This window comes from Sporomusa sp. (assembly GCF_035561155.1).
GTDB lineage: Bacteria > Bacillota > Negativicutes > Sporomusales > Sporomusaceae > Sporomusa.
In genome coordinates, this window is sequence record NZ_DATMYD010000003.1 from 17011 (window position 1) to 32393 (window position 15383).

At 46.1% G+C, this 15383-nt stretch carries 15 protein-coding genes; 11 read left to right on the top strand and 4 right to left on the bottom strand.

The window, feature by feature from the left end:
• Positions 1-89 precede the first annotated feature (89 nt).
• From rfbA to rfbD, 3 genes are read left to right on the top strand one after another with little or no spacing between them, the layout of a single operon-like run.
• Complete coding sequence (gene rfbA, locus VN447_RS00590; RefSeq protein ID WP_325521752.1) at positions 90-974, top strand: glucose-1-phosphate thymidylyltransferase RfbA; 885 nt, start codon at positions 90-92, stop codon at positions 972-974.
• The gene (rfbC, locus tag VN447_RS00595; protein WP_325521754.1) at positions 971-1531 is read left to right on the top strand and encodes a dTDP-4-dehydrorhamnose 3,5-epimerase; all 561 of its coding nucleotides are present in this window, start codon (positions 971-973) and stop codon (positions 1529-1531) included. Before rfbA ends, rfbC begins: the two co-directional genes overlap by 4 nt.
• A 7-nt stretch (positions 1532-1538) precedes the next feature.
• Positions 1539-2381, top strand: a complete 843-nt coding sequence (rfbD, locus tag VN447_RS00600; protein ID WP_325521755.1) for a dTDP-4-dehydrorhamnose reductase — start codon at positions 1539-1541, stop codon at positions 2379-2381.
• Between the two features lie 469 nt (positions 2382-2850).
• On the opposite strand, the gene VN447_RS00605 is transcribed toward rfbD, so the two are convergent.
• From VN447_RS00605 to VN447_RS00620, 4 genes are all read right to left on the bottom strand, one after another.
• Entirely contained in the window at positions 2851-3528 is a 678-nt protein-coding gene (locus VN447_RS00605) for a CAP domain-containing protein (protein ID WP_325521756.1), read from the bottom strand.
• A 470-nt stretch (positions 3529-3998) separates the two neighbouring features.
• Positions 3999-4757, bottom strand: coding sequence for an ABC transporter ATP-binding protein (locus VN447_RS00610; RefSeq protein WP_325521757.1), 759 nt, complete (start codon positions 4755-4757; stop codon positions 3999-4001).
• 2 nt (positions 4758-4759) lie between these two features.
• A complete protein-coding gene (cbiQ, locus tag VN447_RS00615) occupies positions 4760-5566 on the bottom strand; it encodes a cobalt ECF transporter T component CbiQ (protein ID WP_325521759.1) in 807 nt (268 codons plus the stop codon).
• Positions 5567-5632: 66 nt separating this feature from the next.
• Positions 5633-6688 (bottom strand): energy-coupling factor ABC transporter permease, encoded by a 1056-nt coding sequence (locus tag VN447_RS00620; RefSeq protein WP_325521761.1) that lies wholly within the window; start codon positions 6686-6688, stop codon positions 5633-5635.
• Positions 6689-7049: 361 nt separating this feature from the next.
• Between VN447_RS00620 and VN447_RS00625 the strand changes: the two genes are divergently transcribed.
• From VN447_RS00625 to VN447_RS00660, 8 genes are all read left to right on the top strand, one after another.
• Complete coding sequence (locus VN447_RS00625; protein ID WP_325521763.1) at positions 7050-7352, top strand: STAS domain-containing protein; 303 nt, start codon at positions 7050-7052, stop codon at positions 7350-7352.
• 193 nt (positions 7353-7545) lie between these two features.
• Entirely contained in the window at positions 7546-8559 is a 1014-nt protein-coding gene (locus tag VN447_RS00630; RefSeq protein ID WP_325521765.1) for an FAD:protein FMN transferase, read from the top strand.
• Positions 8560-8567: 8 nt separating this feature from the next.
• The gene (locus tag VN447_RS00635; RefSeq protein WP_325521767.1) at positions 8568-9224 is read left to right on the top strand and encodes a CoA pyrophosphatase; all 657 of its coding nucleotides are present in this window, start codon (positions 8568-8570) and stop codon (positions 9222-9224) included.
• The gene (locus VN447_RS00640; RefSeq protein ID WP_325521769.1) at positions 9221-10507 is read left to right on the top strand and encodes an ATP-binding protein; all 1287 of its coding nucleotides are present in this window, start codon (positions 9221-9223) and stop codon (positions 10505-10507) included. Before VN447_RS00635 ends, VN447_RS00640 begins: the two co-directional genes overlap by 4 nt.
• 19 nt (positions 10508-10526) lie before the next feature.
• Positions 10527-11390, top strand: coding sequence for a response regulator (locus VN447_RS00645; protein ID WP_325521770.1), 864 nt, complete (start codon positions 10527-10529; stop codon positions 11388-11390).
• Between the two features lie 146 nt (positions 11391-11536).
• A complete protein-coding gene (locus VN447_RS00650; RefSeq protein WP_325521772.1) occupies positions 11537-12802 on the top strand; it encodes a dicarboxylate/amino acid:cation symporter in 1266 nt (421 codons plus the stop codon).
• Positions 12803-12936: 134 nt separating this feature from the next.
• Entirely contained in the window at positions 12937-14253 is a 1317-nt protein-coding gene (gene larA, locus VN447_RS00655) for a nickel-dependent lactate racemase (RefSeq protein ID WP_325521774.1), read from the top strand.
• Between the two features lie 113 nt (positions 14254-14366).
• Entirely contained in the window at positions 14367-15383 is a 1017-nt protein-coding gene (locus tag VN447_RS00660; RefSeq protein ID WP_325521776.1) for an ABC transporter substrate-binding protein, read from the top strand.

Below are 15383 nucleotides of genomic sequence, written 5' to 3' on the forward strand. Positions count from 1 at the left end.
TATTAATTCGATGAGTAACTATTAGAGGCAAGCTGAATTGTAAACCGAGGCTAACAACTGGGGCTTATTAACGGCTAGGAGTGTGAAGTATGATTAAAAAAGGCATTATCTTGGCTGGCGGAACAGGTACACGGCTGTATCCGCTGACAAAAGTAGTAAGCAAGCAGCTTATGCCTATATACGATAAGCCAATGGTATACTATCCGCTTTCTACCCTTATGCTGGCAGGAATATCAAATATATTGGTTATTTCAACACCGCAAGACCTGCCTTTATATCAGGAGCTACTCAGCGATGGCTCGCAATGGGGCTTAAACATCTGCTATGCAGCTCAACCACACCCGGGAGGTATTGCCCAGGCATTTATTGTTGGAAAGAATTATATTGGTAGAGAAGGCTGCGCTTTAGTGCTAGGAGACAACATTTATTACGGTGATGGCCTAGCCGTCAAACTACAACGTGCTGCCGGTAAAAATGAGGGGGCCACTGTCTTTGGTTATTGGGTCAGCAGCCCGGAACAGTACGGTGTAGTCGAGTTTAACGAAGCCGGAGACGTTATTAGTATTGAAGAGAAACCTACACAGCCTAAGTCAAATTATGCGGTAACCGGTTTGTACTTTTATGATGATCAGGTAGTTGATATGGCCCTAACACTTAAGCCAAGCGCCAGGGGAGAACTTGAGATTACTGACCTTAACAAGCTTTATCTTATAAAAGGTCAACTGAGTGTTGAACGCCTGGGGCGAGGTTATGCATGGCTAGATACAGGAACGCACAGTTCGCTGCTCCAAGCGGCTAACTTCATTGAAACGATTGAGCAAAGACAAGGGTTAAAAATCGCCTGTCCGGAAGAGGTTGCCTTCCGTATGGGATATATTTCGGTTGAGCAAATACACAAAATTGCTGAGTCGTATAAAAATAATGGTTACGGAAGGTATTTACTAAATGTAGCAAGGGGGGAAACACTCCCGTGAAATGCTATGATACCGCATTGCCTGGCGTAAAGGTCATTGAACCCAAACTTTTTGAAGACAGCCGGGGGTTTTTCATGGAGACATGGAACGCCTCCCGCTATGCAGAATTAGGTATCACAGCAAATTTTGTTCAAGATAATTTATCGTTGTCAACAAAAGGAATTTTGCGAGGGCTCCATTTTCAACAGCCAAATCCCCAAGGCAAATTAGTGTATGTTCTGCAGGGAGAAGTGTTTGATGTGGTAGTAGATATAAGATATGGATCACCTACTTTCGGGCACTGGGTGGGCATAATTTTATCTGCGCAAAATAAACGACAGCTATATATACCAGAAGGATTTGCTCACGGCTTTTGTGTAGTGAGTGACACAGCACTATTTGCGTATAAATGCACTGATTTTTATTTGCCGCAGAACGAAGGTGGAATCTGCTGGGATGACTCGGATTTAGGTATAACATGGCCGGTAGTTGAACCTACGCTATCGGAAAAAGATAAACAGTATCCAAAGCTTAAAGAGATACCTTTGGAACGTTTAGTCAAATTTGGGTTGGATTAGGTGAGCTATGAAGATTATAGTTACCGGGGGAACCGGCCAACTTGGGCGAGCTTTTGCTGATCTAAGTGAACCATCTAACGCTCAAATTCTTTGCTTAAGTTCGCGTGAAATGGATGTTACTAATCCGCACCAGGTTAACAGTGTCTTTAATCAAGTTCAGCCAGATGTTGTTATTCATGCGGGAGCTTATACCGCAGTAGATGCGGCAGAGAAGGAAGCTGATGCAGCCTTCCGGGTTAACGTGGTGGGCACGCGCAACATAGCTGCAGCTTGTTTACACTATCACAGTAAACTGGTATATATTAGCACCGATTATGTTTTCGACGGAAAATATAATCGGCCATATACTGAATTTGATCAGACTAACCCGCTAAATGTTTACGGCAGGAGCAAGTTAGAAGGTGAAAAAATAGCCGCCAGAATTTGCCCTCAGCTATTTATCATTAGGACTTCCTGGCTCTATGGCGAGGGACATAATTTTGTCCGCACTATTTTGAGGTTAGCTAAGGAACGGGAGTATCTTACAATTGTTAATGATCAAACTGGTTCACCGACGTATACCGCTGACCTGGCACAGGGAATTTTGTCGTTAGTGGATACTCATGAATTTGGTACTTATCATATGTCAAACAATGGTCAGTGTACCTGGTACGAATTTGCCAAAGAGATTCTACGGCTTGCTGGTCGGAGCATTGAAGTAAAGCCAATAACTACGGCGGAGTTTGCTATGTCTGCATCACGACCGCAGTATTCAGTGTTGCGTAATTATATGCTAGAGCTGACTAGCGGCGATTATTTTCGTTCTTGGCAAGAGGGGCTAAATGATTATATAAATAAAATTGTTAAATGAAGTTTATGGATAGCCGAAGGGTTATCCATTTTTTGTTTTACAGCTGAAGTAGATGGGGTCCCTAACGTGAAGGTTTAATATGAATTAAGTAGGACAGCAGAACAACAAACAGCAACAATACGGCAGTAACTAAATAGTGGGTTCCAGCATAATATACATTGAATTAAACCTATATTGCTAGTTAAATGAAGGAGGTAATGACATGGGCTTTGGTTTTGGTGGTTGCGGTGGGCATGGCCGCGGTAGCAGTATTATTGTGATCATTATCATAATACTGCTGTTAAGCTGCTTTTGTGATGAAGACAGTTGTAGCTGTTAACCCTATACTTGATCCACTACTTACAGATGAGCCGGTGCCTATAGGCCCGGCTCATTGACTTAATAAAAAAAACACGGCTTGCGCCGAGCCATTGGCGACAGCGGAAGCCGGACAAAAAAAAGCTGCTGACATCGTCAGCAGCTCTAAGTTTTAGAAGCCAATAAACTCTTGGGAAATCATGAGACCGTACGGTCCACCTTTGATGATACCGATACCAACCTTTGAGAATCCGGAGCTAAGGATATTAGCACGATGGCCTGGAGAGTTCATCAGTAGAGTATGAGCACGGTCTACCGTTCCGGCACCGGCAATATTTTCACCAGCGGAGCGATAGGTGACACCTTGTGATTTTAACAGATCAAAAGGTGAGCCATACGTGGGTGATTGATGACTAAAATAATTATTTTTAATCATATCGAGGCTTTTCATACGGGCTATTTTTACTAGACGCGTATCCATTTGCAGCGGGGAGAGTTTGTTCGCTGCCCGCTCGTTATTTACCAGGGTAAGCATCTGTTGTTCTTCAGCGGTAACTGGTGCGGAGAGTAAGGCGCTATCAGATGTCGGTGCCGGAGTCGGTGCCGGAGTCGGAGCCGGAGTCGGAGTCGGAGCTGGTGTAGGAGCTGGTGTAGGAGCCGGCGTAGGTTTTGGAGCAGGAGCCGGAGCCGGAGCAGGTGTCGGTGCCGTCTTAAAACCCCAAGCTGCGAGTTGCTGGCTTAAAGTAGTCCAGTTGGAATAGTTATAGGTTGCAGCATGAGCGGGAAGCATGGACGTCCCGAGAACCACTGTGGTCAAAGCAACTACTAGAGCACTACGAATTTTTCTCATCCAGTTCCTCCTATCGTTATGATAATCGTTATTATAAAACAATAGGAATGATTCGGCACCCTCGATTTTTAGCCATAAGATACTGTAGAACGGAGTGATCACGACCATACTTGGTATAACTACTTTTCTCTGTGTATATCCAGGCTATGGTTTAATATGGCACAGACAGTTTATGGCTACTTAAAAATTCAGTTTGATTTTTGTATACACAGGTGCTATAATAAATACAAGAATAAAGTATACATAGCCGATCGGCGACAGAATGAATTTAATTATTCGGGGTCTGTCGCTGGTCGTGTCAGAGTATACACTATTATAAAAACCCCATCATGGAGTTCCGAATACCGGAATTGCATGATGGGGTTTTTTCATCCTGTTAGAAAGTATAGCTTTCTAACAGGATAAGGGCAACATCGGCTTCCGCTGTCGCCAAAGGCTCGGCGCAAGCCGTGTTTTCTTTATATGTGTTTTTAGCCATGCTGTTGATTGCAGACAGGGCAGCCTTGCATCCGGAACGGTTTTTCTAAGTGGGCTTTATCCAGGAGTTCTTGATTGTTGAAAATGTCTAGAGTAGGGCCGTCGGCGATTACTGTGCCGGCGCTTATGACCACTGTGCGAGCGCATAGGTCTAAAACTAAATCAAGGTCATGGGTAGCAATAATCTTGGTGTGTTCAAAGGTTTTGAGCAAGTTAATTAATTGTCGGCGGGCCAATGGATCAAGGCCTGCCGTAGGCTCGTCCATGACTAATATGCATGGATCCATAGCGATGACAGCGGCAATGGCTACAGCTCGCTTTTGGCCGCCTGAGAGCCTATAGGGCGTACGATCCTTAAGATGCAGTGCTCCTACTGTATTCAGGGCGGCAGTGACACGGGCATCTACTTCGGCAGGCGGAAATCCCAGGTTTAACGGCCCGAAGGCCACATCATCATACACAGTAGGCATAAATAGCTGATCATCCGAATTTTGAAAGACCATACCTACCGCGCGGCGAACATGTGGCAAAGTCTGTTTAGTGACCGGATAGCCGCCGATATTTATTGTTCCTTCTGTAGGAAAGAGCACACCAATCAAATGCGACAAGAGTGTAGTTTTTCCCGAACCGTTAGCGCCAACGATGGCTACTGATTCCCCGTGAGTAATACGGACAGAAAGGCCGCATAACGCCTCTGTCTGGTCTGGATAGGTATATTTTACATCTTTTAGTTCGACAATATGATGGCTCATTGCTAGACCCCCATGAGTAAATTGCCTAAGAGCTGTGGAATATTGAACCAGCGGACAAATACGAAGAAAATGATCCAAAATGTAAGGTAAAGTATGTCTAATGAGGTGAGGGTGCTGGTACGCAGCAGCCGAACTTCACCGTCAAAGCCCCGGCACAGCATCGCCTGATAAATACGGTTGGCACGGTCAATCGAACGAATGAGCAACTGTCCTAAAAGCGAACCCCAAGCCCGAAAATGAACACCCTCACCGTGAAATGAGCGTAAGCTGTAGGCGGTAACGCAGCGAACAAATTCTTCCACGAGAACATGCAAATAGCGGTACATGAATAACAACTGAATAACAATAATTTTGGGTACGCCAATTTTAAGCAGTGCAGAACCAAGGGCGTCAATTCCGGTTGTTGCTACTAAGATCAAGGCAGTAGTCACGGTCAGACATAATCTAATGGTGATAGAGAGAAAGGAAACCCAGCCGCCGGTAATAACCACAGAGCCAACTTTGGCGATGGGTGTATGGTCAAAAAGTGGATTAAATATACCGATAAATATAATAAAAGGCGCAACTATCAGCAACCGCTTAAGTATTAGTGAAAATGGTAGGTTGCCTAGTGAAAGTAAGACTGCTGGATACAGAAAAAAAGGGTAAAGTCCGGTAATCTCATATTTAGAGAAAGAAGTAACAGTAATGATAAAAATAAGTGTGGCAATAAGCTTGACGCAAGGGTTGAGACGGTGAATAAAGGTATTTTGGGTTGAGAGAGCGTCAAGATAGCGCAAATCTATCCAGTTAGCTTCAATTTTTAGCATAAATCAACCTCTTTCACAAGGTAGAACGGGATACGGTTAAGTCCGTATCCCGTATTCTAAATAAAATTACTGTCTAGCGAAGCGCTGCAACCCTTTGCCGATTGAGTAGGCAAGCACTAGTGTCATGATAGAGCCAATGATACCTGCCATGGAAGTGCCTTTATCAACTGCCGGCCAGGCTTCTTTTTCTTCAGATGCTTTAACGTTAGTATTAGTAGTGACCTCTTTAGTTTCGGCTTCTGGTTTCTTAAAGTTATAATCAGGTAAGAATGCGGTTTTTTCTTGTATTTCTGCAAAGAAGCTGTGAATTCCTTCCGGCGCTTTTAGCTCGCTCTCACCAGTTACGTTAGCGATTGACCATTCCAGGCCATCAGGATTGGAAGAAGCAAACCAGCTTAATGCGCCTCCGGTGAGTATGGCGGCAATGAGCAGGGTAATAAAAACACCTTTAATAGGAATGCTGCCCAAAGGTTGCCCCATAGCTGTTTTCCGTAGAATTTCAGGTGATTCTTTCATAATGAACATAACGATGGCTGCTGTTACTAGACCTTCAACTAGACCTATAGCCAAATGAATAGGCTGCATTAAGAGCACAAAGGTATTAAAAGGCAGCTCTGAAATTCCGGAAAAAAGTGTTTCCAGCACAACGCCAAATGCACCTAACTGCAATCCAATTACTGCTGCTAACACTGAGGCTATAAATAAACGCCCCTGGGAAGGGGTATCACCGGTTAACGGTTTGTAGATCAATGGATAGGCAATAAAGCAGGATAAGAAGCCCATGTTAAAGATGTTACTGCCGAGCGCCAAAATTCCGCCATCGGCAAAAAATAGACACTGAATTGTTAAGATAGAGGCGATAGTCAAGAAGGCGGCCTGGGGGCCAAGTAAAATAGCAAGCAGGAGTCCGCCGCCCAAGTGGCCGCTGGAACCTGTTCCCGGGATAGTAAAGTTAATCATCTGGGCGGCGAATACGAAGGCTCCCAGCACTCCCATCAGGGGAACTTTGCGCTCGTCGATGTCGTGCTGCACTTTCTTGGCGGCGTAGGCGGCCAAACTGGCTGTTGTCGCCCACATTGCTCCGCCTACTACCGGGGAAATTAACGCGTCTGCCATATGCATGTCAAATCACTCCTAGAAATTATTAATACTGAATTAATAATTACCAACAAAAAAAGACTACCAAGAAACCCCATGCACTGCTGCTGGGACGAGACTTTCGTAGCCTTGTTTCACCGGTATACAATTGGATGAAATATAAGCCAGCTCTTCAGAACCTAAGGTATCTTCATGATACACTATATTGTGAATATTTTCATCAATGTGAATTATTCGCCGTGGAATTATTTATTCCTGCTAAATATTTGATTTTTTTACTACTTTTATTCAAAGTTGTAAGCTGAATTCTAAACGATTTGGCAATTAAGTGCTATAATGATAATAGCGAATAAACGAGTTCGATTTTCGAGAGAGGGGGAAGAGCATGCTTCAAGAGTTTACAGTGGTAAATAACGAAGTGCATGTTACGCTTTCTGGCAGCATTTATGTGGAAGAAGCCACTGCTATCAGGGAAAAATTAATTGAGTATATTGATAAGGGGTTCAGGCAGTTTGTTATAACCATGCAGAATGTCGATTATATCGATAGTTCCGGTTTGGGTGTGCTGGTCGCTGTGCAGAAACGGGCCGTACAAAACGGTGGCGGCGTAGCGATCAAAGGAATCAGAGGAATTGTTAAGGAATTGTTTGAGCTAACCCGTTTGACCAAAGTGTTTGAGATTCTATAACCAGCAAACGTTAAACAGCCACAGCTGAGGTGTAGTGGCTGTTTTTGTGTATTTTTTACATATGAAATAACAGTGCCTGCTCTCTAAGTTTCCGCAATTTTGTGGTAGCTTTATTTTTTTGCAGGTTTTTGGCTATTTGGACAGAATATTATGGAGGTACTTTAGAATAATATGTATCCGGAGGCTGTTGTTGATGAAGGGTTTACGACGCATACTACTAAGTATATCTCTGATTATTCTTGTTGTGCTTGGCGCAGGCTGTGGGCCAGGCGCATTATTTGCCCCTAAGCCCTACAAAGAAACGCAATTTCTTATGGATACCATTATCGATATAACGGCTTACGGGCAGGGGAATGAGGCGGCCGTTAAAACAGCATTTGACGAATTTAAACGAATTAACGAACTGACCAACCGGTTTGATGAAAATAGTCAGGTATCTAAGATTAACCAGGCGGCAGGAAAAGACAAAGTGCAAGTTGACCCTGACGTGATTGCCATGCTTAAGCTGGCCCGCAGTCGCTCGGAACAACTTGACGGCGCGCTGGATATAACTGTGGGAGCGCTGACCGAGCTCTGGGGGGTAGGGCACAAAGGTGAGTTTGTACCAAGCCAGGCAGAGATTAAAGCCGCACTGCCACTGGTAGATTACCGCTTGCTGGAGATTGACGACAAAGCCAATACCGTGTTTTTACCCAAAACTGGTATGAGTATTGATTTGGGCGCGGTAGCCAAAAGCTATGCCAATCGTAAGGCCATTGATGCGCTAAAGGCCAAGGGTATAAAGTCAGCGCTGGTAAACGCCGGGGGTGAGGTTCGGGTTATCGGAACCCGGCCTGATGGGCAGCCTTGGCGAGTTGGTGTGCAAGATCCTCGTAATACGGAGGGCTTAGCGGCAAAGATTTCGCTCTCGGATTGGGATTCGTTAGAGACTTCAGGCGACTATCAGAGATTTTTTATTAAAGACAATGTGAGATACGCCCATATTATCGATCCGCGTACCGGTGTCCAGCCGCGGGAAGTGGTTAGCGTTACCATTGTTTCCAAGTCAGACAATTATGCCGATGTTTTAAGTACAGCCATGTTTGTACTCGGAGTTGAGAGAGGCCAGGAATTATTAAAGCAATACCCCGGTACAGAAGCCGTCTTTATTACCAATGATGGCAAAAAAGTTGTTACACCCGGATTAGCGGGAAAAATAGAATTTTAGGTGATGCTATGGATACCAATAAAGTAAAAACACAAGTGGCTGCAGCTTTGGAAGGCTATTCAGCGAAGATAGCTAATGCTGAAGATTATCTGCAGGCAGCTGTCACAGTGCCGCTAGTTGACATAGACGGCCAGCCGTCTGTTTTATTTGAAGTGCGTTCAGGCAAGCTGCAGTGGCAGCCTGGGGAGATTTGCTTTCCCGGCGGGCGTATTGAGGCTGCTGACAACAGCCCGTTGCATGCTGCAGTGCGGGAGACGATTGAGGAACTGGGTGTACAACCTGATGACATCGAGGTGTTGGGGCCGCTTGACATTATGGTCAGCCCCATCGGGGTCATGATCTACCCCTTCGCCGTATATATATCATCAGCTCTGCCGCTTGCACATAACACAGCTGAAGTGGCGGAGGTGTTTACGGTGCCGCTCGATTTTTTGCTCAATACTAAGCCACATGTGGCGTCGATGGAGATGGCAACCAAGCCGTTGACAGGGTTTCCGTTTGACCTTCTTCCGTCTGATTACCCTCAGGGTTACCGGCGGCGGGCCAAATACCCGGTGCTGTTTTACCAATATAAGCACTATGTAATCTGGGGGCTGACAGCCAGGGTTTTGGAAGATTTCCTTACGATTTGCCGCAAGGGAACGGGCGGAGCCCCAACCGTATGATACCGCATATCATACTATTGGTTAGCATAACAGGGCTGGTATTTACCTATCCTTTTGACGGTTATTTTCGTTTTACGATCAGTGTGGCAGTGCTCGCCACACTACTCTTATATTTTGAACGTTTGCCTATTGTGAGGGTGGCGGCGGCTTCTGGCGGCCTGATTCTTCTGTTCCGTACTGCCATTAAGTATCCTTTTATCAACGAAACACTGCTAAATTCCGCGCTGCATAACTTACCATCCTTTAGTTATTACCTGACTTACGGCCTCTTATTTAAAGCACTAAGGGTACGGGACTACACCGGTAATGTGCCGGCTCTTGTTTTGTTATTAAGTATTTGCGATATTGGCAGCAACTGTGTTGAATTGATCATTCGATGGGAATTGGTTGGCCGTAGTTTGGAGACGGTATTGACAAGTGTAGTTTCAGTGGGGGTCGGTCGTGCGGTACTGGCCGTAGCCGGCTATTATTCGCTGAAACGCTATCGCGATTTTGTGTTGGCTGAAGATCATGCAGCTCGCTATGCTGAGCTGATTTTAATTATCGCCAGACTAAAGGCAGAGTTATTTTACCTAAAAAAATCATCAGGGGATATTGAGTTGGTCATGGAAAAAGGGTATACACTTTATCAGACCCTTAACGCTGCTAACCCGGGAGAGTTAGCGCAGGCAGACTCGCCAGCAGCCCGGGCTTTGGCCATTGCCCGTGATATCCATGAGGTAAAAAAAGATTATTATCGTGTGACCCGCGGGATTGAAGAGATTCTTGACGTAGCCGTCAGAGAAGAAGGCCTGCCATTAGACGAATTTTTTCAGATTGTCGAGGAAAATACCAGGCGGTATATTAGCAGCCTGGACAAGCCGGTCACAATTACCTTTGACTACGAAGGCAAGTTGGTTACTGACCAATACTATGCCATTGTTTCTATCTTGGATAATCTGATTACCAATGCGGCCGAAGCCGCTCAGTCAGCAGGCGTTATTGCTGTAACCGGACTTTGCAGCGGCGGCAAGTTGGTGCTCACAGTTGCCGATAATGGTCCAGGCATTCGGCCCGAGGACCGGGAACTCATCTTTGCTCCCGGGTATTCAACCAAGTTCTCTGAAGTTACCGGGCAAATGTCAACAGGGTTAGGCTTAAGCCATGTCAAGAACCTGGCAGAGCTCTTGGGCGGTGAGATCACGGTTATATCGATACCGGGAAAAACAGTATTCACTGTCGCATTGCCGCTGGCTAAACTGGCAGTAGCCAGGACAGAGCAGGCAGGCGGACAGCAAGTTTGATAGGAGTGTAAGGGAATATATGCGGTTTGTAATTATTGAAGACGATGTCAGTGTCAGGAAAATTATCAGTAACATTATCGATAAGTACCAGCTGGGGACGGTGGTGGCCGAATGCGGCGACGGTCTCAAAGCTGAGGCCTTCATTACCGAGTATGCGCCCGATGTGGCCTTGGTTGATATGCTTTTGCCAGGTCAGGATGGGGTAGAACTGATTAGAAAGCTGAGGGAAAACGGTCTGGAAACCTCCTTTATTATGGTTTCTGAAAGCACCAGCCAGCCCATGATCACTAAAGCTTATCAAACCGGTATTGACTTTTATATTCATAAGCCGATTAATGTTTTGGAGATTGTGTCAGTCATCCGTAAGGTTGAGGAAAGCAGGCGGCTTAGGGCAGTGATGTCGCTGATCTCCCAAACGACTGCCAGGTACGGCAGCCCGGCATCCCGGTCAACGGCTGATTCAGATGATAATGCCAAAAAGAACCGGATTAACCGGATGTTTTCCGAGCTCGGAATTATTGGTGAAGCTGGTGCAAAAAACATTCACCAGCTGATTCAACTGGTGGACTCCCGGATAACCGGCGGGGACGATCAGGCCTACCAATTGCACGAATTGTATAACGAATTGTCGCAGGCGATTGGTCAAGACGTCAAGACGATTGAGCAGCGGGTGCGCCGGGCGATTGCCAAAGCCATGCAGAATGTTGCCAATATGGGGATAGAGGACTATCACAACGACAAATTCGAGGTTTACAGCGGAGCGCTGTTTGATTTTAAGGAGATTAGGCAGGAGATGGCCTTTATTCAAGGCAAAGGCACTTACCGTGGCAAAATTAATATCAAGAAATTTCTTGAAGGACTGCTGTTTCTGGCTGCTGAATGACCCCGCTTGGCGGGGTCATTTGTATTATGTATACTTATTGGTATGGCATGAAACTTTGTGTCTGTTTCTGTAGTTTTTTATAGAGATCCATTTACATTAAATTCTGACAGATTGTTGAAGCTATATAAAAAAAGGAGGTAATATGTATGTCTCACGATCAAACAGCAAAAACGAAAAAAGGCATGGGCCTAACAACTCAGATTTTTATCGGCCTTATCCTTGGTGTCATTTTTGGCTATGCCTTCCCTAAGTATGCTGTAGAGCTTAAGCCAATTGGCGACATGTTCATCCGCATGATTAAGATGATTGTTGTACCGTTGGTAGTCAGCTCACTGGTAATGGGTATTGCCGGTACTGGTGACTTCAAAAAGCTGGGCCGCTTAGGTGTTAAATCCATCCTCTGGTTCGAACTTGCCACAACCATAGCGTTGTTTGTCGGTCTCTTTGTTGTCAACGTATTCCAGCCTGGTGTAGGTGTTAACGTTACAGCTGGCGATGCCGGTTCTGCCGCCGCTGCAGCTAAGAAGACCATTGACATGACCCAAATGCTGGTCAACCTTGTTCCGACCAATTTTGTTGATGCAATGGTTCGCGGCGATATGCTCCAAATCATCGTGTTCTCAACTTTCTTCGGCGTAGCTGCCGCTGCTATGGGTGCCAAAGGCAAACCGGTAGTGGATATGTGCATCAGCGTTGCTGAAATCATGTTCAAGTTTACCTTCTATGTAATGAAGCTGGCTCCTATCGGCGTATTTGCGCTTATTGCCTTTACTGTTGGCAAATTCGGCCTGGGTATGCTGCTGCCGCTGGCTAAATTAATTGGTTCGCTGTACTTTGCTTTGATTTTATTCCTCGCCCTGATAGTGGCCGGCGCGACGCTGATTTTGCGTGTAAACTTCTTCCACCTGATCCGCGCAATAAAAGAGCCAATGCTTATTGGCTTCTCAACAGCCTCCAGTGAAGCCGCTTTGCCGCTTGCTATGGAAAAGCTTGAGAAATTTGGTGTGCCCAAGCATATTGTTACTTTTGTACTGCCGACCGGTTATACCTTTAACCTGGACGGTTCGACACTGTATAGTGCTCTGGCTGTCGTGTTTATTGCTCAAGTTTATGGTATACCATTTGATTACTCCCAGCAATTACTGATGCTAATTACCCTGATGTTATCCACCAAAGGAATTGCTGCTGTACCTGGTGCTTCGCTCATCGTTATCGCCGGTACTCTTGCCGCCTTCGGTCTGCCTGTTGAAGGTATCGGTATTATCCTGGGTGTTGACCGTATTTTGGACATGGCCCGTACTGCCTGTAACCTCACTGGTAACTGTATAGCCGCCGTTGTTGTTGCCCGTTGGGAAAAAGAACTTCCTGACGAAGTATTGCAAGTGGCCTATGCCCAAAGCTACGAAGATTAATCATATAGCGTATTACGGACTGCCTCACGGCAGTCCGTAATTTTTTTTGTTTGTCGCTTTAGTGAAAAAAAGGATAAAAGAAAATCTGCTAGAATAAGTATAGGTGTAAATATCCAGATTGAATGGAGAACGGTATGGAGAAACAGTTTTCCCTGGCTTTCGGGCTGCAGGAGCTTACGGTTAGTCTTCCTCAAGAACGCGTGGTCGAGGTGATTGAAGGTCGCAAAACACCGGCCATCAAAAGTGTTTCTGAAGCTGTGCGCGAGGCACTTAACTACCCCAGCGCCTCACCGGCCTTACGGGAGGTGGTGCGACTGGGCGATAAAACAGTGATCATTGCCTCAGACATTACCAGGCAGTGGGTGCGGCATGACCTGTTTCTACCGGCATTGCTCGATGAACTCAATAGCGCGGGCGTTTCTGACTGCAATATAACACTGGTGACAGCGCTGGGCGCGCACCGGCGCCATACGCTGGAAGACCATAAGCTGACCTATGGCCATGAAGTAGTCAGCCGGGTACCTATTATACAAAGCTACGCGCTGGATAATGCTGATTTTGTTCATATCGGTTGCACCAGCCGGGGTACAGAAGTGCATATTAACCGCCATGTTGTCAATGGCGACAAAGTCATCCTGACCGGTGGCATTACCTATCACTCGATGGCTGGTTTTGGTGGCGGACGTAAAGCTATCCTGCCGGGGGTGGCAGGGTATGAAACCATCCAGGCCAACCACCGGCTTTGTCTAAGCCCAGAACTGGGGCACGGCCCTCACCCGGAATGCCGCCAGGGGAATCTTACTACAAATAGCATGCATCTTGATATGCTCGAAATAGCTGCTATGGTTAACCCTGATTTTCTCCTTAATGCCATATTTACCGCTGCGGGAGACTTTGCCGGATTCGTTGCGGGTCACTGGCATGAAGCGTGGCTGTTAGGCTGCCGCAAAGCTGAAGAGATTGCTGGTGTACCGGTAGCCGGGCCGGCCGATGTTGTTATTGCGTCAGCAGGTGGTTATCCCAAAGACATCAATTTTTATCAGGCATCTAAGGCCATTGAGAATGCTTGCCTGGCTGTCAGGGCAGGCGGTATTCTTATCGTTGTTATGGAATGCCGGGAAATCAGCGAGCCGCCCGACTTCAGCCAATGGTTTGATTATCCTACACTCTACGCACGGGAGGTTGCTCTGCGAAAGGCCTTTACTGTACCCGGTTTTGTTGCTTTAAAGCTTGGCTTTATTGCTAAAACCACGCCGGTCATTGTCGTTTCGCTGCCTGAAAACAAAGACTTTCTAGAAAAGGCGGGCATGTTGTTCACAACTTCACTGGAGGACGCACTAAATCTGGCGGCAGAAAAACTTGGGCAGCAAGACTTTCTTGTCAGTATTATGCCCCACGGTGGGAGCGTTGTCCCCTTCCAAAAGTCCGACAGCCAAGGACGATGTGAATAATAATACTAAAAACAAATACAAAATCGATAATTCGACATGCAGGAAAAATGTGCTATTGTGGCGAAATATCCCAAAAATAAATTTTCATAAATATTACTTAGGAGGGAATTTTTATGCAGAAGAAACTAGTAACGCTGTTGCTTCTGGCAGCTATGCTGGCTATGGTAGTCGCCGGTTGCGGCTCGAGTAAACCCGCACAGCAAGCCGCGCCTCAGGCAGCAGAGAAGAAGCCCATCATTATTGCCTATACCCCTTGGACGGGATATGGCGCTCTGTTTGTCGCTAAAGAGAAAGGCATATTCAAAAACAAGGGCGTTGACGTTGAACTACAGTCTATTGAAGGTGTTGGTGATCGTAAACAGGCACTGGTAGCTGGTAAGATTCAGGCGATGGCTGCATCGCTTGACGTATCGGTTTCCGCTGCCGGCGAAGGTGTGCCCATGAAATTCGTCTGGGCGTTTGATGCATCCAATGGTGCTGATGGTCTTATTGTAAAAAAAGACAAAGGTATCGAAAAGGTTGCTGATCTCAAAGGCAAAGAGGTTGCTTTCCACCGTGGGTCGGCAGCGCACTTCTTTTTAAACACCTTACTTGAGAAGAATGGTCTCAAAGACGGCGATATTAAAGCTGTAGATATGAAGGCCAGCGAGGCTGCTTCGGCATTCATGGCCGGCAAGGTGGACGCCGCTGTTACCTGGGAACCGCATCTTGGCAAAGCCAAGGCTGCTGGCGAAACTGTTCTGGCTACCACTAAAGATACCCCAGGACTCATTGCCGACGTATTAGTCTTCCGGGAAGACATTGCTAAAAATAATCCTGAAACCGTGCAAGCCGTAGTGGCTGCATTGGCTGAGGCTACTGAGTTCATGAGTAAGAATCCCGATGAAACCAATAAGATTCTGGCAGCGGCCTTTAAAATGAAACCCGAAGAGGTGGCCGCCGATATTCAAACTGTTAAGTTTTATGGTTTGAAAGACAACCTTGAATTCTATGGCACCAAGGAAAAGCCTGGCGCTATATATGAGGTTGGCAACCGGGCCGGTGAATTCTATGTCAAACTCAAACTTTTGTCTCAGGCTCCTGATCTGAGCAAATATATTGACAACACTTTTATTACCAAGGTTAAGTAG

Bases quoted from the DNA above. Each gene is read 5' to 3' on its own strand.
- VN447_RS00640 (WP_325521769.1), top strand. From the start codon at position 9,221: ATGATACCGCATATCATACTATTGGTTAGCATAACAGGGCTGGTATTT.
- VN447_RS00610 (WP_325521757.1), bottom strand. From the start codon at position 4,757: ATGAGCCATCATATTGTCGAACTAAAAGATGTAAAATATACCTATCCA.
- VN447_RS00625 (WP_325521763.1), top strand. From the start codon at position 7,050: ATGCTTCAAGAGTTTACAGTGGTAAATAACGAAGTGCATGTTACGCTT.
- VN447_RS00630 (WP_325521765.1), top strand. From the start codon at position 7,546: ATGAAGGGTTTACGACGCATACTACTAAGTATATCTCTGATTATTCTT.
- larA (WP_325521774.1), top strand. From the start codon at position 12,937: ATGGAGAAACAGTTTTCCCTGGCTTTCGGGCTGCAGGAGCTTACGGTT.
- VN447_RS00620 (WP_325521761.1), bottom strand. From the start codon at position 6,688: ATGCATATGGCAGACGCGTTAATTTCCCCGGTAGTAGGCGGAGCAATG.
- VN447_RS00635 (WP_325521767.1), top strand. From the start codon at position 8,568: ATGGATACCAATAAAGTAAAAACACAAGTGGCTGCAGCTTTGGAAGGC.
- rfbD (WP_325521755.1), top strand. From the start codon at position 1,539: ATGAAGATTATAGTTACCGGGGGAACCGGCCAACTTGGGCGAGCTTTT.
- cbiQ (WP_325521759.1), bottom strand. From the start codon at position 5,566: ATGCTAAAAATTGAAGCTAACTGGATAGATTTGCGCTATCTTGACGCT.
- VN447_RS00605 (WP_325521756.1), bottom strand. From the start codon at position 3,528: ATGAGAAAAATTCGTAGTGCTCTAGTAGTTGCTTTGACCACAGTGGTT.
- VN447_RS00650 (WP_325521772.1), top strand. From the start codon at position 11,537: ATGTCTCACGATCAAACAGCAAAAACGAAAAAAGGCATGGGCCTAACA.
- rfbA (WP_325521752.1), top strand. From the start codon at position 90: ATGATTAAAAAAGGCATTATCTTGGCTGGCGGAACAGGTACACGGCTG.
- VN447_RS00645 (WP_325521770.1), top strand. From the start codon at position 10,527: ATGCGGTTTGTAATTATTGAAGACGATGTCAGTGTCAGGAAAATTATC.
- VN447_RS00660 (WP_325521776.1), top strand. From the start codon at position 14,367: ATGCAGAAGAAACTAGTAACGCTGTTGCTTCTGGCAGCTATGCTGGCT.